This is a genomic window from Epilithonimonas zeae (genome assembly GCF_900141765.1).
Taxonomy (GTDB): Bacteria; Bacteroidota; Bacteroidia; order Flavobacteriales; family Weeksellaceae; genus Epilithonimonas; species Epilithonimonas zeae.
This window is the reverse complement of record NZ_FSRK01000001.1, coordinates 2,281,451-2,303,586: the sequence shown is the minus strand read 5'-3', so window position 1 is coordinate 2,303,586 and position 22,136 is coordinate 2,281,451. Positions and strand designations below refer to the sequence as shown.

Sequence of the window (22,136 nt, the reverse complement as noted above, 5' to 3'; positions counted from 1 at the left end):
ACTTTTTGCAAACCTGCAATGCAGACGAAAATGCAGACGCAATGAAGCTGAAAAAATGAACCCGACAATGAAAAGAATAATGAAGAAGTCAGGTTTGCAAAAAGTTTTTTTAAAAGAAGTCGTAGACTTCAATTTGAGTAGCCGTAGGTAAAACCTATGGAAAAAAATCCCGAATCTTCGGTAACAAAAAATCAAGAAAATGAATTTCACCAATTTATTAAAAATAGCCTGGAAAGCGATTCTCCTCAATAAAACCAGAGCAATGCTGACAATGCTCGGAATCATCATTGGTGTGGCTTCCGTGATTGCGATGCTGGCAATTGGAGAAGGTTCCAAAGAAAGCATCAAAAAGAACATTTCCAGTATGGGCGCGAACCTCATCACTATTCGTCCAGGAGCGGGAATGATGGGTGGCGTTCGTTCAGACCCTTCAGCGATGCAGACTTTGACTTTGGCAGATTACAATGTTCTTAAATCTCAAGCCAAACTCATCAAAGAAATTTCGCCTTTGGTCAACGGGAGCGGACAAAGTATCGCTGGTTCCAATAACTGGCCAACTTCAATTTATGGCACTTCTCCAGAATATCTGAAAATCCGTGATTGGGGCGTAGATGAAGGCTCGATGTTTACAGAAGACGATGTTGAAGCCTATTCGAAAGTTGCCGTCATCGGAAAAACGGTTCGGGAAAATCTCTTCCCTAATGAAAATCCGATTGGAAAAATGATTCGTTTCAAAAATATTCCTTTCAAAGTGATTGGCGTTTTGAAAGAAAAGGGCGAAAATACTTTCGGGCAAGACCAAGACGATATTATCATTGCGCCTTACACGGCTGTTCAGAAAAGGATTTTGGCACAGACCTATCTTCAGTCGATTGTCGCTTCATCCTTGAGCGAGGAAGATTCTGAAAACGCAGTGAATGAAATCAAATCCATTATGGAAACTCAACATAAGATAAAATCTGATGAAGACAATGATTTCAATGTCTCTTCTCAGCAGGAGATTATCTCGATGTTCAGCTCCACAAGCGAAATGTTGACGATTCTTCTCGTTGCGATTGCAAGTATTTCTTTACTCGTAGGCGGAATCGGAATTATGAATATTATGTACGTTTCCGTAAAAGAAAGAACCAAAGAAATCGGTTTGAGAATGGCGATTGGAGCCAAAGGAAATGACATCTTGATGCAGTTTTTGATTGAGTCGGTTTTGATTTCCATCACAGGCGGAGTTCTCGGTGTTTTGATTGGCTTGATTTCTACATTTTGTATTCAGCAATTTGCAGGCTGGCCGGTAAGTGTTACAGCGAGTTCAATTGTGATTTCCTTTGTGGTTTGTACAATTACAGGTGTATTTTTCGGTTGGTATCCTGCGAGAAAAGCGGCGCAGAGTGACCCGATTAATGCATTGAGATACGAATAATCGTTGATGGTTTTTGATTGATAGTTGTTGGTAATTTTAAAAATGAAAAAGAATTATGCTGGAAAAAATCTTAAATTCACTTCTTGAAAACTTTCACAAATCCAATATTTTTAAGGGTTTGAACAAATTCAAGTTTTAAAAAATCAACAATGTGTCTGAATTTATTTAAGTTATTTTCTCGCTGATTTAACAGATTTTTTAAATGACAATATTTGAAAATCTGCGTAATTTGCATAATCTGCGAGAGCTTTTAACAAATTTAAAAAATTCTAATCTGCAATTTTTTAATCTAATTTAAAAATGATAAACCTTAAAAATAAAAACCTCGAAATCAGCCTTCATCTTTTGATTTGGCTGGTTTTGTTCTTTCTTCCAGCGGCGTTTACAATTGGTTCAGAGACGGATTGGAGTGCGATTTTCAGACACTTTTGGTTGCAGTTATTTTTCCTTGCGATTATATTTTATCTCAATTATTTTATCATTGTCAAATGGCTTTTTGAAGATAAAAGATTATGGTTTTTCACATCCAATTTTTTACTGCTTGTTATACTTATCGTTGTTAAAAGCCAGATTTTCGAACTGCTTGAACCAGACCGACCAAAAATGTTGGGAAAACGTCCGCCAGAAGGAATGCGTTATTTTTTCGATTTCCTGATTTATCTTATTCCTGTTGCGTTTTCGATTGCCATTAATGCCAGTAAAAAAATGCAGAAAGCAGAAGAAATGAAAATCGAAGCCGATAATATCAAACTTCAATCTGAACTTAAACATTTGAAATATCAGTTACAACCGCACTTTTTCTTCAATTCGCTTAATAATATTTATTCCTTAATTGATTTTGATTCCGAGAAGGCAAAACAAAGTGTTCATAGTTTGAGTAAATTGATGCGACATCTTTTATACAAAACCGATGTCGATAAAATCAGTCTTTCGGAAGAAATTGATTTTTTGAATAAATACATCGACTTGATGTCATTAAGATTAAATGACAAAACGAAAGTTTACACTAATTTTCCAACGAAAATTCCGAGTTTGGAAGTTGCGCCGTTGTTATTTATTTCGATTGTGGAAAATGCTTTTAAACACGGCGTTTCTGCCACACAACATTCGGATATCAGTTTTAAAATGGAAATTGTTGAAGACGAAATTCACTTCACAGCGTCCAATTCAAATTTCCCAAAAACGGATACGGACAAAAGCGGTTCAGGAATTGGCGTCGAAAATTTACAAAAAAGACTTAACTTGCTTTATCACGAAAAGCACGAGTTTCATTCTTGTTTGAATGACGGAATGTACATCGCGGAAGTGAAATTGAAAACGAAATAATATTCAACTTATGAAAAAACTTTCGACATTATTTTCATTATTGATTTTGATTGGATGTTCAAAATCTGAATTTAATATTGAAGAAAGAAACGAAGACATAAATTCAATTATTAATTCTGTTCTGAATAAGAACAATATTGATGTCAGTAAAAATAATGTTGAAAATAATAAAATTGTACAATTTCTCAGAAAGGTTAAAATTGTCATTCCTAATCCGGATAAAAATATTATAACACCTCCAGATAGAAATGAAATCGAAATAAATTAATTATTAGATTTTGAGTTTAAAAAATATTTTAACAAAAATGATTCTCTTTATTTATTATCTCAAAATATAAATCCAGATAGTTTAGAGATAAATAAAGTTCTGAAAGAAAGATATAATTATTCTGAACTTTCTAAAATTTCAAATGATAGAAATAAAAGAAATTATTATCAATATTATGAATTTACAATTCCCTTTTTTTCAAAAGATGGAAAAACGGCTTATATTGAATTAAATTATCAATCTAAAGGTTATTTTGGAAATGGAATTGCTTATATTCTTAAAAAGGAAAATGACAAATGGAAAGTTTTTGATACAAGAGCAACTTGGATAAATTAAAACATAGATAATGAAAAAAATAACCTGTCTAATCGCCGACGACGAACCAATGGCTTTGACCTTAATCGAAAGTTACGTTCTCAAAACTCCTTTTCTGGAACTAAAAGCCAAATGCAACAGCGCAATTGAAGCAATGCAGGTTTTGGAAGAACAAAAAGACATTGATTTGTTTTTCCTTGATATTCAAATGCCAGATTTGACAGGTCTGGAATTTTCGAAACTGCTTCCTCAAAACAGTCGAGTGATTTTCACAACAGCTTTTGACCAATATGCGATTGACGGCTACAAAGTGAATGCTTTGGATTATCTGTTGAAACCTTTCGATTATAATGAATTCTTAAATGCTTCTACAAAAGCCAGAAATTATTTTGAATCTCAGCAATCTGTCTCAGTTACAAAACCAGAAAGAAAGCAAGAGTTTTTTTTCGTAAAATCTGAGTATAAACAAATCAAAATCAATTTCTCAGAAATCCTTTATATCGAAGGTTTGAAAGATTATGTGAAAATTTATTTGAAAGACAATCCAAAACCAATTCTGACTTTAATGAGCCTGAAAAAATTGGAAGAAGAATTACCTTCCGATAATTTTATGAGAATTCATCGCTCTTTTATCATTGGATTGGATAAAATCGAAGCGATTGAAAGAAACCACATCGTCATCGGAAAAGAACAAATTGCCATTGCTCCAAATTATAAAGATTCGCTGATGGAATATATTGGAGGGAAGAGTCTTTAAAAGAAATTAGATATTAGAAGTTAGAAATTAGATTCATTCGATATCTAAAATTTTCTGGTTCATATTATTCAAAGAAAAAATCTCACCTTTTATTTTCGAATTCATCGCCTTTGCCAATGGAGATTCTGGAGAAATACAAATGATTTTCTCATTCTCAACTTTGATTTCGCCTAAAGAAACCGAAATGAAAAACAAACCTTTTTCAGTTTTTACAATCGCTCCTTTTTCAGCTTTATCAGAAGGTTTTGGTAAGACAGTTTTAAGGAAATCCTTTTGTTTCAAAATCTCATTCAGTTGAACCTGCAGATTGTTGATTTCCTGCTGAAGCATTTCTCTTCCGGTTTCGTATTTGTCGCCCATCGAGCTTTTGGTGTCGTTGCTGGATGCGCGCGTTTCGGCTATAAGATTCTCGAAATTTTGGATTTTTTCAGAGAGTTTAATTCGGATAAGCTGTAATAAGTTTGATTTCTCCATAGAGATTTTTAAAGTTATAATTCTCGCTGATTTGTCAGATTAAGCAGATTAAGCAGATTTTTTTAACTATTTGAATTCCTTATGCTATTTTTAATTTGATATTTTAAAAAGAATATTTCTGAAATTCCAAAAAGCCACCAAGTAGGAAATCTAAAATAAGTATATAAAAAAGTAAAGCTATCAATTTCTTTGATGTTTTTACTCGCATTTTTTATTTCAAAATCAATAGAGAAAAAAGGAATTATAAATCCAAATAGAAGAAAAATGGACAAATAAAGAATTTTACTTCCTTTCTTAATTATTTTATATTTCCAAACTCCAATATTGAAAATTAAAATGACTACTAATAATATATAATCGAATATTCCTAAAAGCATTTCATTGCTATTTTACCAAAGTCAATCCTAATTTCTCAGCTTCATTAATCACAAATTCTCTCGCTTCTGTTTTATCATTCTGAATTTCGCCTTCCAAAATCGCTTCCTTCACTTTTTCTTTCAAAATTCCGATTTCTCTTCCAGGTTGCAATCCAAAAAGTTCCATAATTTCTTCCCCTGAAATTGGTGGTTGGAAATTACGAACTTGGTCCTTTTCTTCAACTTCTTTTATTTTCGTGGCAACGTATTCAAAATTCTTTTTGAATTTGGCTTGTTTAGAATAATTCTTGGTTGTAATGTCGGATTTGCATAATGTAAACAAATCTTCCAAATCTTCCCCAGAATCAAAAAGCAAACGTCGCAACGCCGAATCCGAAGCATCATCCGTAATCAATGCAATTGGTCTGGCGTGCATTTTTACCAATTTTTCCACATATTTTTGCTCTTGCCCAAGAGGAAGTTTCAGACGTTTGAAGATAGGTTTTATCATTTTCGAACCAAGGAATTCGTGACCGTGGAAAGTCCAGCCGATGCCTTCCACAAACTTTTTCGTAGGTGCTTTTCCTATGTCGTGGAGTAGAGCTGACCAACGCAACCAAAGCTTATCGGTGCTTTCAGAAATATTATCGACAACAGCCAAAGTATGATAGAAATTATCTTTATGCGTCTGTCCGTCGATATCTTCGATGCCTTTTAATGCGGTAAGTTCTGGTAGAATATATTTTAACAGTGAAGTTTCTTCAAGAAGTTTCAATCCTTTTGAAGGTCTGTCGGAAAGCATTATTTTATTGAATTCCACCATTATTCTTTCCATCGAAACGATTTTCATTCTTTCCGCTTCGTCTCTGATGGCTTTCAAAGAATTTTCTTCGATATCGAAATCCAAAGTTGTTGCAAAACGAATCGCTCTCATCATTCTCAAAGGGTCATCAGAATAAGTTTGATGAGGTTCCAACGGCGTTCTCAGAATTTTATTAGATAAATCCTGCATTCCGCCAAATGGGTCAATCAGTTCTCCAAAATTATCTTTGTTAAGGGAAATCGCCATCGCATTGATGGTAAAATCTCTGCGTTTCTGGTCATCCTCAATGGTTCCAATTTCCACGGAAGGTTTTCTGGAATCCTCACTGTAACTTTCTTTTCTGGCGCCAACAAATTCCAGTTCCAAATCTTTGTAACGAAACATTGCTGTCCCATAGGTTTTGAAAACGGCGACTTTTATTTTTGGGTCGATTTCCTTTGCAATAGCTTCTGCCAATTCTATTCCGCTGGATTCTGTTACAAAATCGATGTCGGTTGAAGCTTTTCTTTTCATTAATAAATCTCTTACGAATCCACCCACTGCGTAAACGGTTTGTCCGTTTCTGTCGGCAACTTCAGAAATGATTTTGAAAAGTTTGAGATTTTTATTTTGGTTTAAGTTTATGAACATTACTAAAATTAAGAAATGAAATCCTTATATATAAGGACTCCTTTATTAAGGTACAAAGATAATTGTTTTTAAAGTTATCGCCTTGTTTATTGAAAGTCAGGACTTTTTGTCTTTTTTAGCCTGTTTGAGCTATTGAAAATCAGACATTTTGCTATAAAAATAGGAGCGGTATTCTTTTTGAGATTATGGTAAATACAAAAAGTAGTTTTTTTTCATAGTTTATTTTTCCGGCGGATGGTCTTGCAAGAGGTCATCCGCTGGTTTTTTTATTCACGAAGAACTTTAATTTGATTATTATTCCAGACTTTGATGACGGACGAACCGGAAAACTCCGAAACCTTATCGTGATTATCTTCTACTATATAGTCAACCGAATTTTTAATTTCCTCAGAGATATCACTAAATTTCATTGGAGATTTTTGTCCGCTGAGATTAGCAGATGTTGAAACGAGAGGTTTGTTAAGTTTTGAGATCAGTTTTTTGCAATATTCGTTCTTCACGATTCGGATTCCAACGCTTCCGTCTTCTGCCAGCAATTCTTTTGGAAGATTTTTTGGGTTTTCGTAAACAATAGTTACTGGTTTTTCGCTCAAATCGATAATTTGCCAAGCCATCTCGGGAACGTCCACCAAATCCTGCAGTCTTTTTTCAGACTCTACTAATATAATAAGAGATTTGTTTTGCTCTCTTTTTTTGATGTCAAATATCTTTTTAATCGCTTCCGGATTGGTCGCATCACAACCAATTCCCCAGATTGTATCTGTTGGGTAAAGTAGGGTTCCGCCGGATTGTAAAGTTTCTATTGCCCGAGTTAAGTCCATTTGAGTGCAAATTTTGGTAAAAATCAAATATTAATGACTGTTAAAGTTTTTAATTGATTGATTTCCATTGGTTTGATTGGTTTGGGTGAAATTTCCAGATAAAATTATCTGCCGCAAATTTAACAAATAATGAACAGACTTTTAAAACTCATTAACCTGTTAAACTTGATTTAACATAATATGTTTTTTCGTAACGCTTAATTAAAGAATATTTAAAAAATCTTATACATTACGATTGCTTTCCATATCATTTCTTTGGCAACGAAGAAAAAGGAAAGTAAAAAAAATGAAAGCAAAAACTATAAGCATTAGTGCTTTGTTTCTTTGTATGTCAACCACAGTTCTGTTGGCGCAAAATACCCAAGATACTCTGAAGGGCGAAAAGAAAATCGATGAGGTTAAAATCATCGGGAATACTAAAAAAAGTACAGAGGCCAATATCATTACCGTGCAGAAAAAATCCGTAGAGGTAATTGAAAGAGTAGGAGCTGCACAGCTATCCAAACAAGGTGTTGGAGATGTTGCTACTGCTGTGACCAAAGCCACTGGGACTGTAAAACAAGAAGGCGGAAACACTATTTCTGTAAGAGGTTTACTAGATCGTTACAACGCGACAACTCTTAACGGATTGGTTATCCCATCAGATGATCCAGAAAATAAAAATATTGACTTATCATTACTCAAAACCGATATCATAGACTATATCTCTTTGGAAAAAGTCTTTAATCCAAGGTTGATGGGAGATTTTGGAGGTGCTAATATTAACATCGTTTCCAAAGAATATTCTGGAAAAGGTTATATCTATCTTGGAATGGATAGTGGGTATAATCTGCAAAATTCTAAAACAGATAAATTCTTACTACAGGATGGGCCTAATTATTTTGGAACCAAAGTGATGAAAGTTCCAGCTAATGCTCTTTCTGCTTATAACTACAAAACAAGCTGGAACTTCAAAGATGCATTTGGACCATCTATGACAATGCCAATTAATACTGGTTTGAATCTACAAGCCGGAAAATCTTTCAAAATCGGAGATCAGGGTAGATTGAATACGTTTGCTTATGTAGGCTTCAATAATGATTTTACTTACAGAGAAGGATCTGAAGGGCAATTTGGACAGGAAACTGTATTTAAAGATTTTGATAAAGTTCAAAAGTATGGTTACACTACCAACTCTACAGGTTTGTTAAATCTTTTCTATAGAATCAATGCAAATCATCAGTTAAAATTGATTACCAATTATATCCACTCAACCAATCAGGAAGCCAAGATCTATGAAGGTGAACTTCGGGATTACGCAGAAAACGGGGGTGCTTATGTAAGAAGGGCAGATTATAAAGTTACCAATACTTTAGTTAATCAATTAGGAGGAGATCACAAATTTGGAGAAAGGTTCTCAATCAACTGGATTGCAGGTTACAATTATCTTAATAGTCAGAGACCAGATAGAATTACCAATACTTTGGTACGAAATGATGAAGGAACCTACACAGTAACCAGAGAATCGGGTCTCAACAATCGTTATTATGACAATCTGGATGACAAAGAATACACTGGGAACATCACCTTCAACTATAATTTGAAGGATCAGTCCAAAATAGCTTTTGGATACCAAGGAAGATTCAAAAAAAGAACATTCTTCTCAAAACAGATGGATTTCAAATGGGATAACGAGATTGCAACACCAGCAATAGTTGCAGATCCTAATAATCTGGATGCTATCTTTAACGCTTATAACTATTCGAAAGGCTTCTTCAATATTACCAGTAACTTTGGAGACGCAGGCACTTTGAAACCTGTGATTTACAATGGCAATCAGGATATCAATTCAGGATTTGCAAACGTAGACTATAAATTTTCTGAAAAATTTATGGCGCAGTTAGGGGTAAGGTACGACCGTATCAGACAATATATCGAATGGGATGTACAATTCTATACACCGATTAATAATATCGAGAAGGTTTACAACAAATTTTTGCCGGCATTTAACCTAAAATATTCTATCAATGATAGACAAAACTTACGATTAGCTGCTTCAAGAACCTACACCTTACCACAAATGAAGGAAATGGCACCCTACATTTATGTAGATGTTACAGAGACTACACAAGGTAACTATTATTTGAAACCATCTGATAACAATAATCTGGATCTTAAATGGGAATATTTCCCAAAAGCAGGCGAAGTAATCTCCCTTACAGGTTTTGGGAAATACATACAAAATCCTATTGCTAAAACATTTATCAATTCCTCAGATCCTTTCTTTTCTTATCTGAATACTGGTGATTGGGCATATGTTTATGGTTTCGAAGCAGAGCTTAGAAAAGACATCATTAGTTTTGGTAACGGTTCCAAACTGTACACGTTTGTAAACGCAACATATATGGACTCAAAAGCTGAACTCAATGGAGATAAAGTTGCCAAAGATACTTACAACCAGGATTCTGGTAATAGCTTGTTGGCGGTTAACTTTGATGTGAAAGAAGATAAATTACAGGGTGCAACAGATTTTGTAGGAAATGGTAATCTTGGTTTCAACCACAAGTTCAGCCGAGGAAGCGAAATGGATTTGGTAGCTTCCTACTCTTACATCGGCAGTTACATCTATTCCATCAGTACAAATAAAATTGGAAATATTGTTCAGAAGCCGGTCAATATGCTGGATTTTACAGCGAAGTTCAGATTTCAAAACAACATAGATTTTGGAGTGTCTGTTAAAAATATTTTAAATCCCTCAATTAGAAGAGTTCAGGAAAACTTCAACAACTCAGAAACTTATAACTTCAAAAGAGGTCAGGTAATTGGTGTCAACGTTGGGTACAAATTTTAATAAATAATAATATAATAAAAATAAACAAAAGTAATTACAATGAAAAAGTTCATCTCAAGCGCATTAGTACTTTGCACACTATCGCTTACAACAGTAGCAGTTTTCAATTCTTGCTCTTCTGACGAGGACACAACTATTACCCCTAATCCAAGTAATGTAACAATTGATCCAAACAATTTTAAATTAGCTTTGAAATCTGGAGATAAATTGGTCCTTGATGCTAATATAGTTTACCGTATGAACGGTCCGGTGATCGTAAACAATGGTGCAGAATTGACAATTCCTGCAGGTACAAAAATCCTTTGTTCTGGCGGTACAGATACTTACTTAGCAGTAGCTCAAGGTGGTAAAATTTTTATCAATGGTACAGCATCCAGTCCTGTGGTCTTCACTTCAGGAGCTGCAACACCTAAGAAAGCAGATTGGGGCGGTATTGTAATTTGTGGAAAAGCACCTATCAATGCTGGTACAACTGCTGCTTCAGAAGTGGGAGGTAGCCTTCCTTACGGCGGTACGGTTTCTGATGATAATAGCGGATCTATCACTTACACGCAGATTAGATGGGCTGGAGCAAGATTTAATGATGCTAAAGAATACAACGGACTCTCTCTCTTTGGAGTAGGTAACGGAACTAAAATAGACGGTGTTTCAATACTAGACGGAGCAGATGACGGAATCGAATTCTTCGGTGGTACAGTGAATGTGAGCAATATTCTCTCTATCAATAATGACGACGATGCATTCGACTGGACAGAAGGATGGAACGGTAATGCAACAAATATCTATGCTAAGAGAAATGCAGCAAATGTTGGAAACAGAGGGATAGAGGCAGATAACAATTCTGGGAATCAGACTGCAACACCTATGTCAAATCCTACAATCAAAAATGCAACATTTATCGGATTCACTACAACAGATAATGAAGGAGCTGGTACAAACTTATTCAGAGTAGGAACAGGCGCAACTTTGGACAATGTTGTATTTTCTGGTTGGGCTACAGCTATCACAATTCAACACGATACAACTATTGCAAACCTGAATGGTAAAAATAAGTTTACAAACATCAAATTTGATAACGTTGGAGCCAACGCTGTAACAATCGCTTCAGCAACAGGTTCTGTTGCTCAGCCAGCAGCAGCAGGCACTTACACAGAAAATGCAAATGCTACTGGTGCAGGAAATGGGACATCTACACCATCTTGGGCTAATGGATGGGCAGGATTGTAAAATCCTAATTTAGAAAATTCTTTTTTCTTCATATCAAATCAAAAAATTATTTGAACCTGCAGATCCTCTGCAGGTTTTTTTTATTAGAAAGGCATTACGAGAGATATTTTTGTAATCTGGTTTTCAATTCTGAAAATACGGTTTTACATTGTTTCATTTTAGTTTTCACTTTCTGCAGTTTAGTTTTATAGTATTATAATATATTTTTCATTTATTACGATCTGATTTTATATTGTTACAACTTAGTTTTATATTCTTACACTATAATTCTATATTGCCTTAATAAATTTTTCTTTAATTAGCATATAGTTTTCTATTCTTGCGATACTGTTTTCTATTCTTACATATTACGCCTGGCATTTTTTTGCAATTCAACCCTTACCTCCAATAGAATTTTCCATTTATTAAAAAACATTTACCGAAATTTGCTGCCAGCAAATCAACAAATCAACCAATGAACATCATCCTCGCATCCACATCCACACTCTTCGGTGGTCAATATTTAGAATATCTCAAACCAGAACTCCAGATTCTTTTTAATGGAATTGAAGAATTAATTTTTATTCCTTTTGCAAGACCAGGCGGAATCTCCCACGAAGATTATACAGCCAAAGCAAAAGAATTTTTTGCGACAATTAATATCAATGTTAGAGGTCTTCACGAGTTCGATGATAAAGAAGAAGCAATTAATTCGGGCAAAGCTTTTTTCACCGGCGGCGGCAACACCTTTCTCTTAGTTAAAACACTTCATGAATTAGGGTTAATGACTGTTTTAAAACAAAATGTAGAGTCGGGGAAACCTTATCTTGGGTGCAGTGCAGGAAGTAACATCGGCGGAATCAATATGAAAACAACCAACGATATGCCGATTGTCTATCCACCAAGTTTTGATTGCATGGGATTAGTACCTTTTAATATCAATCCTCATTATCTTGACCCAAATCCCCAAATCAAACATAATGGAGAAACCAGAGAAACCAGAATCAAAGAATTCTTGACTCAGAACGATATCAAAGTTATTGGGCTGAGAGAAGGAAATTGGATCAGAAAGATAGATGATAAGATCACTGTAGAAGGGTCTGAGTTGACTAAAATCTTCGAAGTAGGAAAAGAACCTTATGAAGTAGAATCAGGAACCGAATTATAAAACCGGGTCAATGAAAAAAAATATAGGATTTATATTAGTGTCAATTGGTCAATTGTATTTGGCTCAAAATCAATTCAAGATCAGGGATGGTTCAAAACAATTCGATGCAAGGATCACAGTCCAGAATTGTGAGGGCGATACTTGTAGCGGAGAAGGCGTCGTAGAATTAATTAATAAAAAATCGAAAAAAAATTTCCAAACACTCAGATCGGATGACCTTTATTTTTATTTGAACAAAAATCAAAAGCCAAGCGTCAATGTTATCCAATTGTACAATGAGCAGAGTCCGCTGATATTTGATGATTTCAATTTTGACGGAACAGAAGATATTGCTGTAAGGAACGGAAATCAAAGTGGTTATGGCGGACCATCTTATGATATTTACGTTTACAATTCTACCAGGAAACAATTTGTTCCTAGCGAAGAATTAACAGCCTTGGCCTACGAAAACCTCGGAATGTTCCAGACAGATCACAAACGTAAACGCATTATTACTTTTGCAAAAGACGGTTGTTGTTGGCACATTACCACAGAATATGCAGTAATTCCCAAGAAGGGACTCCAGAAAGTCTATGAGTTTGAAGAAGATGCGATGGACGGCGAGTATGTGACAGTCACTACGAGAAATCTCATCAATAATAAGTGGACAAGTAGATCAAAAAAATATAAGATCAAAGATTATTACAAAGATTAAAAAATGAAGATACAGAAAGAAATAGATTTCATCCTGGCTGTTGATGCCTTGAAAAATGTACAGAGAAGAAATTACAATGCGGACGATTCCCGAAGAGAGAATACGGCAGAACACAGTTGGCAGATCATTATATTGGCACAAATTCTTTATCCTTATGCCAAAAACAATACGGAAATTAATTTGTTGAGAGTTATCAGAATGTTGTCGATTCACGATTTGGTAGAGATAGATGCTGGAGATACATTTCTTTTTGACGAAGAAGGAATGAAGGGCAAATTCGAAAGAGAAAAATTAGCTGCTAAAAAAATCTTCGGTATCTTGGATGAACCAATTTCAGCTGAGTTCTACAATCTTTGGATAGAATTTGAAGAAGAAGAAACACCAGACGCTATTTTTGCTTGTGCTATTGATAGGATTATGCCTTTCATTCTTAATTCTTATACATCCGGTAAAAGCTGGACAGAAGCCGGTGTTACAGAAAAGCAAGTTAGAAATATGTTAGAAAACGCCATCTGCAGAGCTTCAGACGATATGGGAGATTGTTTCCAATTACTGATGAAAAAATGCTTCGATGAGAATAAGTTTTCTTAAAACAATATAAAAAACGCTTCCAAATTGGAAGCGTTTCTATTTTATAAATAAGTCTTAATTATTTAGTCGCTGGAGTTTGTGTAGCAGGAGTACTATTTGCTGGTGTTTTTACAGGCGCTTCAGATTTCGCTGGTGTAGGAATAGAGGGTGCTGTTTGCGATGGCTTTCCTGTAAGGATGATACTTAGGAAAATCAAAACTACGATTGTAGTTCCTAAAGTCCAAGTTGCTTTTTCCATAAAATCATTGGTTCTCTGAACCCCGAAATTAGCAGCAGAAGCACCTCCGAAAGTTCCGGAAAGTCCGCCTCCTTTTGGATTTTGCGCCATAATGATGATAACTAATAAAATGCTAGCAATGATAATTAGAATCATAAACAGCGTAAATATTGTGCTCATAGTATTGTCTTGATAATAAATTTTGAAGCGCAAATATAGGGATTATAAATCAATAAATAAAAACTTATTTCTTAATAAACTTCACAATATTAGTTTCGTTGTCTAATGATTTTAGTTTGATGAAATAAAGACCCGCCTTCAAATTACTAATATCAATTTTAGAAGATTTGAAATCCTTATTCAAGATTAATTTTCCAGACTCGTCAATAATTTCGTAGGCAATGAAATTTTTATCCGATTCTATATTCACATAATCCTGCACTGGATTTGGAAAAATTTTAACAATAGCAATTTTTTTCGATGGGTCATTTACAGCTAATAAACAAGCTGGTGGATTAGAAATTGGTCCTTCAGAATAATCATAGAAAATAGTATCTTCTGAAGTGATTGTAAATTTATCATAATCAGGAAATATCATCCCACTGAAAGCTTTACAATTATTAAACTCAATATAGGCTTTATTAAAAGCATAAGTTGTTTTGTACCAACCCTCGCAAGCACTTGCCATCTGATTGCCTGGAGGAAAAAAATCGATTGTAACGACTGGGTCAATGTAATTCATGAAAGAACATACATTTGTCCAGTTTGCCGGTGGTTTAAAATAAATTGTTCTATTGGGCAGATTATCAGATTGTGCAAAATTTAATTGAGAAACAGCTAGTAATAAAAAGAGTAAAAGTTTTTTCATAAAAATTAGTTTTAATTGGTTAAACCCAAATTTACTTAAATTTTTAATAACTTCGTCCGAGTTTTTTCAAAATGATAATTATAAATAGATGAAAATCAAACATTTCATGGTTGCAGCTGCAACAGCGCCTTTTATGATGAATGCACAACAGGTAATGACGCCTGAAATAATGTGGACACTCAATCGCCTTGGTGTTCAGGCCGTTTCGCCGGATAATTCTTCTCTGATTTACAAAATCAGCAAAACAGACCTTAAAACAGAAAAATCAAATTCCGAAGCTTTTTGGCTTGATGTTTCCGGAAAATCAACCAAGATTGATTTAGGAAAGAAAAATCTTATTCAATGGGATAGTAATGGGATTTATGCTCTTGAAAATAATAAGATTTTCTTGTCAAAAGATTCAGGAAAAACTTGGTCAGAATTTTATGATGTTGGCGAAGTTGATAATATCGTAATTTCTCCGGATGGGAAAAAAGTAGCTTTTAGTAAAGCTATTCATATCGAAAATCTTCTTGGAAAAGATAAATACAAAGACCTTCCAAAAACAACGGCTCAAATCTATACAGACCTCAATCACCGTCATTGGGACACTTGGAACGAAGGTTCTTACAATCACGTTTTTGTAGTTAATACAACAGAAACTGCAGAATTTGCAAAAGATTTGTTGGAAGGCAAAGCTTTTGATTCGCCGCAGAAACCTTTTGGCGGAGCGGAAGATTTTGTTTGGAGTCCGGATTCTTCGGAATTACTTTATGTAACCAAAGCAAAGTCAGGTGCAGAATATGCTCAAAGTACCAACACAGATATTTTTGCTTACAATCTTGCTTCCGGGAAAACTACAAATTTAACAGAAGGAATGAAAGGTTACGATGTCAATCCAAAATTCAGTAATGATGGAAAACTTCTCCTTTGGAATTCTATGGAAAGAGACGGTTTTGAAGCTGATAAGAACGATATCGTAATTATGGATTGGAAGTCGAAAGCAAAAACCAATTTGACCAAAACTTGGGACGAAAGTGTGACGGGCGATGTAAAATGGGCTTCGGACTCCAAATTAATTTATTTCACTTCGGCTTTCAGAGGGACAAAACAATTGTTCTCTGTTGATGTTAAAAACAAAACGGTAAAACAAATCACAAAAGGCGATTTTGATATTAATGATGTTGTTTTGGAAAACAAAGGCAAACTTTGGGTTACAAAAACCGACATCAATCATAATGCGGATTTATTTGAAGTTGATTTGAAAAGTTCAGCTTTGAAGCAGATTACTGATATTAATAAAGATAATTACTCCAAATTAGTCACAGGAAAATCTGAACTGAAAATGGTAAAGACAACGGACGGAAAAGAAATGGGCGTTTGGTTCCATTATCCTCCGAACTTTGACCCAAATAAAAAATATCCGACTTTGGTATATTGTCAAGGTGGACCACAATCCGGATTGACACAATTTTTCTCCACAAGATGGAATTTCGCTTTGATGGCTGCTAACGGTTATATCGTAGTCGCTCCAAACAGAAGAGGAATGCCAGGTTGGGGCGTGAAATGGAATGAAGAAATCAGTGGCGATTGGGGCGGACAACCAATTAAAGATTATTTGTCAGCCACCGATTTTGCAAAAACTTTACCTTATGTAGATGGAAATAGAGTAGCAGCTGTAGGCGCAAGTTACGGAGGTTATTCGGTATTTATGCTGGCTGGTTTTCACGAGAACAGATTCAAAACATTTATTGCACACGATGGTTTGTTTGATATGAAATCTTGGTACGGAACGACTGAGGAACTTTGGTTTGCCAATTGGGATTTGGGCGGAAGCTATTGGCAGAAACCAACTCCGAAAGCTTATTCGGAATTCAATCCGAGTAATTTTGTGGACAAATGGAACAAGCCGATTATGGTCATCCAAGGCGGAATAGATTTCCGAGTTCCTTACGAGCAAGGTCAGGAAGCTTTCCAAGCAGCAAAACTGAAAGGTCTGAAAACAAAGTTCCTTTACTTCCCGAACGAAAATCACTGGGTTCTACATCCCCAAAATGGTTTGGTTTGGCAGAGAGAATTCTTTGATTGGTTGAAGGAAACTTTGTAGTGAATAATTACAAATGAATAATTAAATTGCAGTTGAATTTTTTCAGCTGCAATTTTTTATTTTAGCTGAGTATGAAAAACACAAATATGAAAATTTTATTACCAATGATGTTCATAGGAACATTGATGAACGCACAGGTTTCTAATATCGTAAGAAACCCGGATTCCTACAAGAATTTCCCTTATGAAGGGACAAGGATTATTCAAGTTGATGAAGCAAATTCTCCTGACAATGAGGACAATGTTTTCATTTTTTCTAAAATCGAGAAAGGTGCGAAACCCGATAAAATGACGTTTCAGAGATTTACCAAAGTTGGTGGAGACTGGAAAGTGGTTGCCAAAAAACAAATCAATTATGACGGCATCATCAGCGCTTGGGGGCAACGCAAAGCCTTTGCAGATTATGATAAAGACAAGAGCATTGATGCTTTATTCATCTACGCCTTGAACGATTATAATCTAAAGCAACAATCTGTTCACTTGATTTTTTCTAAGAAAGATAAACTTTACGAGATTTCGACTTCTGCAGAAAGTGGTTATACAAAAGATGTTTATTCCAACAATTTCAAAACTTTGCCAGAAAGTATCAAAAGTGAAATTTTAGAATATTGGAACAAGTTGGATAAAGAATAAATTAAAGATAGCTTTTGACTTGGTCGAAAGCTATTTTATTTGATTTTAATCAATTGTTTTTCTTCTTTTGAGATGTTTTTTAATCTTACAGATACATTTGTACTTGTAAAGCTTGCTTTTCCAAATTCTATATAAATATCATTGTTTGAAGAATTAAGATTAAATGTTTTTAAATCTTTAGTATCTAAATCGTTTCCATCAGAAAAAACTATAATACAAGTGTATATTTTTACTCCAACAATTTTGTAAAATCCTATAATAACAAATGCATTGTCAAAAAAATATAAATCAGATTTTCTAAAGTGGTATCTGTGATTTTTTAATCCAACTGTAAACGTTTCACTTTTTACATTTTCTTTTATTAATACAATTTTCTCTTCTAAATTCAATATTTTTTGAAGTTTGTTTTTTACTGCTTTATGCATCATATATCTATCAAGAAATATGATTAATAAGAATAAAGAAAATGCAAAAAAGATTAGAAACGCCATTAATTCATTTTTTTAATTACTCAATCTCAACCGCCCAATCAGCCTTCCAATCTTGATGCTTCTCCAATTTCAAAATCCCAAATTTCTCAGTCAATTCCTGATTATGGTTTTCCAAATCCGCAATTCCCTGCCAAGGCTCCAGACAAACAAAATCCGCATTTTTAGCTGCCCAAATCCCGAAGTAAGGAAAATTTGAAAAAGTGAAAATGACTTTGTGATTATTTTTATTATTTCTCAAAATCAATTCTCTGCTTTTCATTGTGGTCATTACCAAAGCATCTTTAGAAAAAAGTTCGTAAGACAATAAAAGCGTTTTATTATCAAGTTCGATGGTTTGAGTTTCATTGCTGATGAGATTATCAACTAAAGGATGAATTTCTAGTTTTTCATCATCAGAAAAAGAAATTTCGTAATCGTTGTAATTCAAACCATTTTCTGTATCGATTGCAAATCCCGGATGTGCGCCTAATGAAAAATACATTTCTTTTTCAGAAAGGTTTTTAACTTGATAAGAAACCGTCAGTTTTTTCTCAACCAAAGTATATTTGATTTCCAAACTGAATTCGAAAGGATAGATTTTTAAAGATTCTTCATCAGATTTTAATTCAAAATTAACCTCATTGTCGGATGAATTTTTCACATTAAAAGTTCGTCTTCTTGCAAAACCGTGGCGAGGCAATTCATAAGTTTGACCTTCAAAAATATATTGTTCATTTTTCAAAGCTCCAACTATCGGAAAGAGCACAGGACTTTGTCCGCCCCAAAAATCTGGATTGCCATTCCATATTATTTCTTTCTCAGTCTCAAGATTGATGAGAGAAATCAATTCTGCTCCAAGTTCGTTGAAATTCGCTTTTAGTTTATTATTCTGAATCGTTATCATTTTTTAATTTTTTTTGAATACAAATATCTAAATTAATCTTGATTTCCAGTCTAATTTCTAATGTCTAAAATCTAACCTCTAATTTTATATAATAAATTCCTAAATTGCCGTTTTATAAGCATTAATGAAAGGACTTAATTTTCTGAAACGTATCAATAGCTGGGTTGTATATTTTATATTGACCTCAATTGTTGCAGGAATTATAATCTCCTCCAATTTCCTGATTCAGCATCTTAGAAGTAAAGAAACTGAAAGAATTAAGTCTTTGGCAACAGCAATGCGTTATCTTCAGGATACCGATGTAGATTCGAGATTCAGCGAGTTAGCACTTTATGTCATTAGTGAGAATGAAGATTTGCCCATCATTGTTACCAACAAAAAAAGAGAAGTTTTAGAAAGCCGAGGTATTTCCGAAGAGATTCTTAAAGACAAAGAAAAACTAAAGGCAAAAATGACTGAAATGGAAAACAAATATCCGCCATTCGAGATTCAGTTGCCGGATTTTAATAATCAATATTTGTATTATGATAATTCGGATTTGATGAATTATCTTCGTTATTATCCACTTTTGTTGGCAATTTTCATTTCGCTTTATCTTGTTTTTTCATTTTGGTTTTTACGATTACTGAAGAAAACCGACGAAGGTTTTGTTTGGGCAGGTTTAGCCAAAGAAACAGCGCATCAGATTGGAACGCCTCTTTCCTCAATGATTGGTTGGGTTGAGATTATGAAGCTCGAAGATGAAAATGGAATGGGTGTAAAAGAATTGGAAATGGATGTCAACAGACTCAAAACTATTTCCGAAAGATTCTCAAAAATTGGTTCTATTCCAACACTTAATGATTTGGATATCAATGAAACCGTTCAGCAAAATTTTGATTATTTAAAATCCAGAATTTCAACTAAGGTTGAATTTACCTTAAGAAAAACTTACGAACCGGTTTTGGTTCCACACAGCCAGATTCTGATGAGCTGGGTCATCGAAAATCTTGTAAAAAATGCAGTTGATGCAATGAAAGGTGAAGGTAAACTGGAATTGTCGCTTTACAAAAAAAATAAAAACGTCTACATCGACGTGACCGACACTGGTTGCGGAATGACTAAACAACAAATCCGAAATGCCTTCAAACCTGGATTTTCTACCAAAAAACGGGGATGGGGATTAGGATTGTCTTTGACGAAAAGAGTAGTGTCAGAATATCACAAAGGCGACGTGAGAATTGCAAACTCTGAAGTTGGGAAAGGAACGACTTTCAGGATTATTTTGAAGGAAGAGCAAAAATCGTAATTCATAACCATATAGATGCAGAGTTTTTGATTTTATTCTATGTGTCCAAGTGGTAAAAAAAATATCAGAAGTGATTAACTATTAGTTGATAATCCTCCCTTGATTTCAAAATCCATATCTTTGCCGGATGAAAACCACTTTTGCAGACTTCGATTTACCGGAAAAGATTCTAGACGTTTTAGCTGATCTCAACCTTTTTGAGCCAACACCTATTCAGGAAAAAAGCATCAGTCCGATACTTTCTGGACGTGATGTAATGGGAATTGCCCAAACCGGAACGGGAAAAACTTTGGCCTATCTGCTTCCTGTTCTTAAAAATTGGAAATATAACAAATCCGGAAATCCTACAATTTTGGTTCTGGTTCCTACAAGAGAATTGGTGGTTCAGGTAACGGAAGTTTTAACGACGCTGACACAAAATCTTACTGCAAGAGTGATCGGAATCTACGGTGGAAAAAACATCAATACACAAAAATTATTGTTCAATGACGGTTGTGATATTTTGGTAGGAACGCCTGGTAGAGTAATGGATCTAGCGATTGACAATGCAATTTCATTGAAAGAAGTAAACAAATTGATCATCGATGAATTTGATGAAATGCTGAATCTTGGTTTCCGCCCCCAACTGACGCATATCTTCGAAATGATGAAGGAGAAAAGACAAAACATCCTTTTTTCTGCAACGATGACAGATGCTGTAGATGCTTTGCTGAACGAATATTTCGCTGGTCCAATTGAGATCTCATTGGCAAGATCAGGAACGCCTTTGGAGAAGATTGCACAGTCTGCAGTTCCGGTTGAGAATTTCAACACGAAACTGAATTTATTAATTCACCTCTTAAAAACAGAAACGGATTTAGAAAAAATCTTAATTTTCGCTAATAATAAGAAACATGCAGACCTGATCTTCGAAAAACTGAATATTGAATTTCCTGACCAATTTGGTGTGATTCACTCCAACAAATCTCAGAATTTTCGTTTGAGAGTGATGCAGGAGTTTTCTAATGAAGAACTGCGTGGCGTGATTACAACAGATATTATGGCGAGAGGTTTGGATATTCCGGATATTTCTCATGTTTTCAACTTCGAAGTTCCAGAAGTTCCGGAACAATACATCCACAGAATCGGTAGAACTGGGCGTGCAGATAAAGATGGAATTGCGGTAACTTTCTATACCAAAAAAGAAGAAGCTCAACTTTTGGATATCGAATTGTTGATGGACAAAGAAATTGCCAAATCTGAATTCCCAGAAGAAGTAACTATTTCGAAAGTCAAAATTGCTTCTGAACAGGATGAAGTGAAAATGAAATTCCTAACAAGTGCCAAACTCAATGAAGGCGAATCTGCTTTCCACGAGAAAAAAGATAAGAACAAGAAAATCAATCTTGGAGGACCGAGTAAACGTAAAGCACCTAAGAAATTCGGAGCGAATAGAGCACAGCAGAAACAAAAGTCAAAAGCTAAGAAAAAGAAATAAATAAAAACCTCAGAATTTTCTGAGGTTTTTTGTTTTTATTGTTTAATGTAAATGCTGAAAATTCTATCAGGAGTTCCATCTCCATCTTGATCCATTTGATCATTCATTAAAATTTGCATTTCAGTTTTAGTTAGGGAATTCACATTTAGAATATCTTGAGTAATTCCGTCAATCTTGTAAGAAATAGTTTTAGAAGATTCATTATAAACGTAATCCATCTCTTCTAAAAAAGCTTTATTACCACATTCTCCAGTATTCGGATCCCGAAAATATTCTCCAATGTATTTCCCATTATTTTTATAATTGTAGTTTGATTTTCTTTTACAATCATTTTCAGGAATTGTATTTGAATAAATAACTGAGCCATCTTTTCCGGAAACAGAACGATAATCAATAAGTTTCCAAGTTCCAGTAATTATCGATTCTGATTTTTCATCATCATCTTTTCGACAAGAAATAATGAATAACAAAATAAGAGCTAATAAAGTAAGTTTTTTCACATTATTAATTTTCCACAA

22 protein-coding genes are annotated in these 22,136 nt (G+C 34.4%); 13 read left to right on the top strand and 9 right to left on the bottom strand.

The window, feature by feature from the left end; translation table 11 throughout:
* Nucleotides 1–199 precede the first annotated feature (199 nt).
* From BUR19_RS10585 to BUR19_RS10570, 4 genes are all read left to right on the top strand, one after another.
* Entirely contained in the window at nucleotides 200–1,417 is a 1,218-nt protein-coding gene (locus BUR19_RS10585; protein ID WP_074235295.1) for an ABC transporter permease, read from the top strand.
* 300 nt (nucleotides 1,418–1,717) lie between these two features.
* Nucleotides 1,718–2,743, top strand: coding sequence for a sensor histidine kinase (locus BUR19_RS10580; RefSeq protein ID WP_074235294.1), 1,026 nt, complete (start codon nucleotides 1,718–1,720; stop codon nucleotides 2,741–2,743).
* A 10-nt stretch (nucleotides 2,744–2,753) separates the two neighbouring features.
* Nucleotides 2,754–3,011 (top strand): hypothetical protein, encoded by a 258-nt coding sequence (locus BUR19_RS10575; RefSeq protein ID WP_074235293.1) that lies wholly within the window; start codon nucleotides 2,754–2,756, stop codon nucleotides 3,009–3,011.
* A 346-nt stretch (nucleotides 3,012–3,357) separates the two neighbouring features.
* Nucleotides 3,358–4,083 carry a LytR/AlgR family response regulator transcription factor gene (locus BUR19_RS10570; protein ID WP_074235292.1) on the top strand — a complete coding sequence of 242 codons (726 nt, stop codon included), beginning with the start codon at nucleotides 3,358–3,360 and terminating at the stop codon, nucleotides 4,081–4,083.
* A gap of 33 nt (nucleotides 4,084–4,116) precedes the next feature.
* On the opposite strand, the gene BUR19_RS10565 is transcribed toward BUR19_RS10570, so the two are convergent.
* The 4 genes from BUR19_RS10565 to BUR19_RS10550 form a co-directional block, all read right to left on the bottom strand.
* Nucleotides 4,117–4,557, bottom strand: coding sequence for a hypothetical protein (locus tag BUR19_RS10565; protein WP_074235291.1), 441 nt, complete (start codon nucleotides 4,555–4,557; stop codon nucleotides 4,117–4,119).
* A 62-nt stretch (nucleotides 4,558–4,619) separates the two neighbouring features.
* A complete protein-coding gene (locus BUR19_RS10560) occupies nucleotides 4,620–4,934 on the bottom strand; it encodes a hypothetical protein (RefSeq protein ID WP_074235290.1) in 315 nt (104 codons plus the stop codon).
* A gap of 7 nt (nucleotides 4,935–4,941) precedes the next feature.
* Nucleotides 4,942–6,366, bottom strand: coding sequence for a CCA tRNA nucleotidyltransferase (locus tag BUR19_RS10555; protein ID WP_074235289.1), 1,425 nt, complete (start codon nucleotides 6,364–6,366; stop codon nucleotides 4,942–4,944).
* A 266-nt stretch (nucleotides 6,367–6,632) separates the two neighbouring features.
* A complete protein-coding gene (locus BUR19_RS10550; RefSeq protein WP_074235288.1) occupies nucleotides 6,633–7,187 on the bottom strand; it encodes an L-threonylcarbamoyladenylate synthase in 555 nt (184 codons plus the stop codon).
* Nucleotides 7,188–7,473: 286 nt separating this feature from the next.
* Between BUR19_RS10550 and BUR19_RS10545 the strand changes: the two genes are divergently transcribed.
* From BUR19_RS10545 to BUR19_RS10525, 5 genes are all read left to right on the top strand, one after another.
* Nucleotides 7,474–10,017 carry a TonB-dependent receptor domain-containing protein gene (locus BUR19_RS10545; protein WP_083600739.1) on the top strand — a complete coding sequence of 848 codons (2,544 nt, stop codon included), beginning with the start codon at nucleotides 7,474–7,476 and terminating at the stop codon, nucleotides 10,015–10,017.
* A 39-nt stretch (nucleotides 10,018–10,056) separates the two neighbouring features.
* Complete coding sequence (locus BUR19_RS10540; RefSeq protein WP_074235286.1) at nucleotides 10,057–11,244, top strand: hypothetical protein; 1,188 nt, start codon at nucleotides 10,057–10,059, stop codon at nucleotides 11,242–11,244.
* A 454-nt stretch (nucleotides 11,245–11,698) separates the two neighbouring features.
* Nucleotides 11,699–12,391, top strand: a complete 693-nt coding sequence (gene pepE, locus BUR19_RS10535) for a dipeptidase PepE (RefSeq protein WP_074235285.1) — start codon at nucleotides 11,699–11,701, stop codon at nucleotides 12,389–12,391.
* Nucleotides 12,392–12,401: 10 nt separating this feature from the next.
* Nucleotides 12,402–13,085: an XAC2610-related protein gene (locus tag BUR19_RS10530; protein WP_074235284.1), complete on the top strand. Its 684-nt coding sequence runs from the start codon at nucleotides 12,402–12,404 to the stop codon at nucleotides 13,083–13,085.
* Between the two features lie 3 nt (nucleotides 13,086–13,088).
* On the top strand, nucleotides 13,089–13,676 hold the full coding sequence (locus BUR19_RS10525) for an HD domain-containing protein (RefSeq protein WP_074235283.1): 588 nt from the start codon (nucleotides 13,089–13,091) through the stop codon (nucleotides 13,674–13,676).
* A gap of 58 nt (nucleotides 13,677–13,734) precedes the next feature.
* Here the strand turns inward: BUR19_RS10525 and secG are convergent, their stop codons facing one another.
* Nucleotides 13,735–14,073 (bottom strand): preprotein translocase subunit SecG, encoded by a 339-nt coding sequence (gene secG / locus BUR19_RS10520; RefSeq protein WP_074235282.1) that lies wholly within the window; start codon nucleotides 14,071–14,073, stop codon nucleotides 13,735–13,737.
* A 64-nt stretch (nucleotides 14,074–14,137) separates the two neighbouring features.
* On the bottom strand, nucleotides 14,138–14,761 hold the full coding sequence (locus BUR19_RS10515; RefSeq protein ID WP_074235281.1) for a T9SS type A sorting domain-containing protein: 624 nt from the start codon (nucleotides 14,759–14,761) through the stop codon (nucleotides 14,138–14,140).
* 88 nt (nucleotides 14,762–14,849) lie between these two features.
* Between BUR19_RS10515 and BUR19_RS10510 the strand changes: the two genes are divergently transcribed.
* Together BUR19_RS10510 and BUR19_RS10505 are read left to right on the top strand one after the other, a co-directional pair.
* Nucleotides 14,850–16,847: a S9 family peptidase gene (locus BUR19_RS10510; RefSeq protein WP_074235280.1), complete on the top strand. Its 1,998-nt coding sequence runs from the start codon at nucleotides 14,850–14,852 to the stop codon at nucleotides 16,845–16,847.
* Between the two features lie 86 nt (nucleotides 16,848–16,933).
* Nucleotides 16,934–17,479, top strand: a complete 546-nt coding sequence (locus BUR19_RS10505) for a hypothetical protein (protein ID WP_139297314.1) — start codon at nucleotides 16,934–16,936, stop codon at nucleotides 17,477–17,479.
* A 35-nt stretch (nucleotides 17,480–17,514) separates the two neighbouring features.
* Here BUR19_RS10505 and BUR19_RS10500 read toward each other — a convergent pair whose 3' ends face one another.
* Nucleotides 17,515–17,970 carry a hypothetical protein gene (locus tag BUR19_RS10500; protein WP_139297313.1) on the bottom strand — a complete coding sequence of 152 codons (456 nt, stop codon included), beginning with the start codon at nucleotides 17,968–17,970 and terminating at the stop codon, nucleotides 17,515–17,517.
* 16 nt (nucleotides 17,971–17,986) lie between these two features.
* Nucleotides 17,987–18,853 carry an aldose 1-epimerase family protein gene (locus BUR19_RS10495; protein WP_074235277.1) on the bottom strand — a complete coding sequence of 289 codons (867 nt, stop codon included), beginning with the start codon at nucleotides 18,851–18,853 and terminating at the stop codon, nucleotides 17,987–17,989.
* A 124-nt stretch (nucleotides 18,854–18,977) separates the two neighbouring features.
* Here BUR19_RS10495 and BUR19_RS10490 point away from each other — a divergent pair, with 124 nt between their 5' ends.
* Entirely contained in the window at nucleotides 18,978–20,141 is a 1,164-nt protein-coding gene (locus BUR19_RS10490; RefSeq protein ID WP_074235276.1) for a sensor histidine kinase, read from the top strand.
* 127 nt (nucleotides 20,142–20,268) lie between these two features.
* Entirely contained in the window at nucleotides 20,269–21,618 is a 1,350-nt protein-coding gene (locus tag BUR19_RS10485; RefSeq protein WP_074235275.1) for a DEAD/DEAH box helicase, read from the top strand.
* Between the two features lie 35 nt (nucleotides 21,619–21,653).
* Here BUR19_RS10485 and BUR19_RS10480 read toward each other — a convergent pair whose 3' ends face one another.
* Nucleotides 21,654–22,118: a lipocalin family protein gene (locus tag BUR19_RS10480; RefSeq protein WP_175565895.1), complete on the bottom strand. Its 465-nt coding sequence runs from the start codon at nucleotides 22,116–22,118 to the stop codon at nucleotides 21,654–21,656.
* Between the last annotated feature and the right edge of the window lie 18 nt (nucleotides 22,119–22,136).

Bases quoted from the DNA above. Each gene is read 5' to 3' on its own strand.
- BUR19_RS10540 (WP_074235286.1), top strand. From the start codon at position 10,057: ATGAAAAAGTTCATCTCAAGCGCATTAGTACTTTGCACACTATCGCTT.
- BUR19_RS10555 (WP_074235289.1), bottom strand. From the start codon at position 6,366: ATGTTCATAAACTTAAACCAAAATAAAAATCTCAAACTTTTCAAAATC.
- BUR19_RS10525 (WP_074235283.1), top strand. From the start codon at position 13,089: ATGAAGATACAGAAAGAAATAGATTTCATCCTGGCTGTTGATGCCTTG.
- pepE (WP_074235285.1), top strand. From the start codon at position 11,699: ATGAACATCATCCTCGCATCCACATCCACACTCTTCGGTGGTCAATAT.
- BUR19_RS10560 (WP_074235290.1), bottom strand. From the start codon at position 4,934: ATGCTTTTAGGAATATTCGATTATATATTATTAGTAGTCATTTTAATT.
- BUR19_RS10545 (WP_083600739.1), top strand. From the start codon at position 7,474: ATGAAAGCAAAAACTATAAGCATTAGTGCTTTGTTTCTTTGTATGTCA.
- BUR19_RS10565 (WP_074235291.1), bottom strand. From the start codon at position 4,557: ATGGAGAAATCAAACTTATTACAGCTTATCCGAATTAAACTCTCTGAA.
- BUR19_RS10585 (WP_074235295.1), top strand. From the start codon at position 200: ATGAATTTCACCAATTTATTAAAAATAGCCTGGAAAGCGATTCTCCTC.
- secG (WP_074235282.1), bottom strand. From the start codon at position 14,073: ATGAGCACAATATTTACGCTGTTTATGATTCTAATTATCATTGCTAGC.
- BUR19_RS10490 (WP_074235276.1), top strand. From the start codon at position 18,978: ATGAAAGGACTTAATTTTCTGAAACGTATCAATAGCTGGGTTGTATAT.
- BUR19_RS10495 (WP_074235277.1), bottom strand. From the start codon at position 18,853: ATGATAACGATTCAGAATAATAAACTAAAAGCGAATTTCAACGAACTT.
- BUR19_RS10515 (WP_074235281.1), bottom strand. From the start codon at position 14,761: ATGAAAAAACTTTTACTCTTTTTATTACTAGCTGTTTCTCAATTAAAT.
- BUR19_RS10580 (WP_074235294.1), top strand. From the start codon at position 1,718: ATGATAAACCTTAAAAATAAAAACCTCGAAATCAGCCTTCATCTTTTG.
- BUR19_RS10500 (WP_139297313.1), bottom strand. From the start codon at position 17,970: ATGGCGTTTCTAATCTTTTTTGCATTTTCTTTATTCTTATTAATCATA.
- BUR19_RS10530 (WP_074235284.1), top strand. From the start codon at position 12,402: ATGAAAAAAAATATAGGATTTATATTAGTGTCAATTGGTCAATTGTAT.
- BUR19_RS10510 (WP_074235280.1), top strand. From the start codon at position 14,850: ATGAAAATCAAACATTTCATGGTTGCAGCTGCAACAGCGCCTTTTATG.
- BUR19_RS10505 (WP_139297314.1), top strand. From the start codon at position 16,934: ATGAAAATTTTATTACCAATGATGTTCATAGGAACATTGATGAACGCA.
- BUR19_RS10575 (WP_074235293.1), top strand. From the start codon at position 2,754: ATGAAAAAACTTTCGACATTATTTTCATTATTGATTTTGATTGGATGT.
- BUR19_RS10485 (WP_074235275.1), top strand. From the start codon at position 20,269: ATGAAAACCACTTTTGCAGACTTCGATTTACCGGAAAAGATTCTAGAC.
- BUR19_RS10570 (WP_074235292.1), top strand. From the start codon at position 3,358: ATGAAAAAAATAACCTGTCTAATCGCCGACGACGAACCAATGGCTTTG.
- BUR19_RS10550 (WP_074235288.1), bottom strand. From the start codon at position 7,187: ATGGACTTAACTCGGGCAATAGAAACTTTACAATCCGGCGGAACCCTA.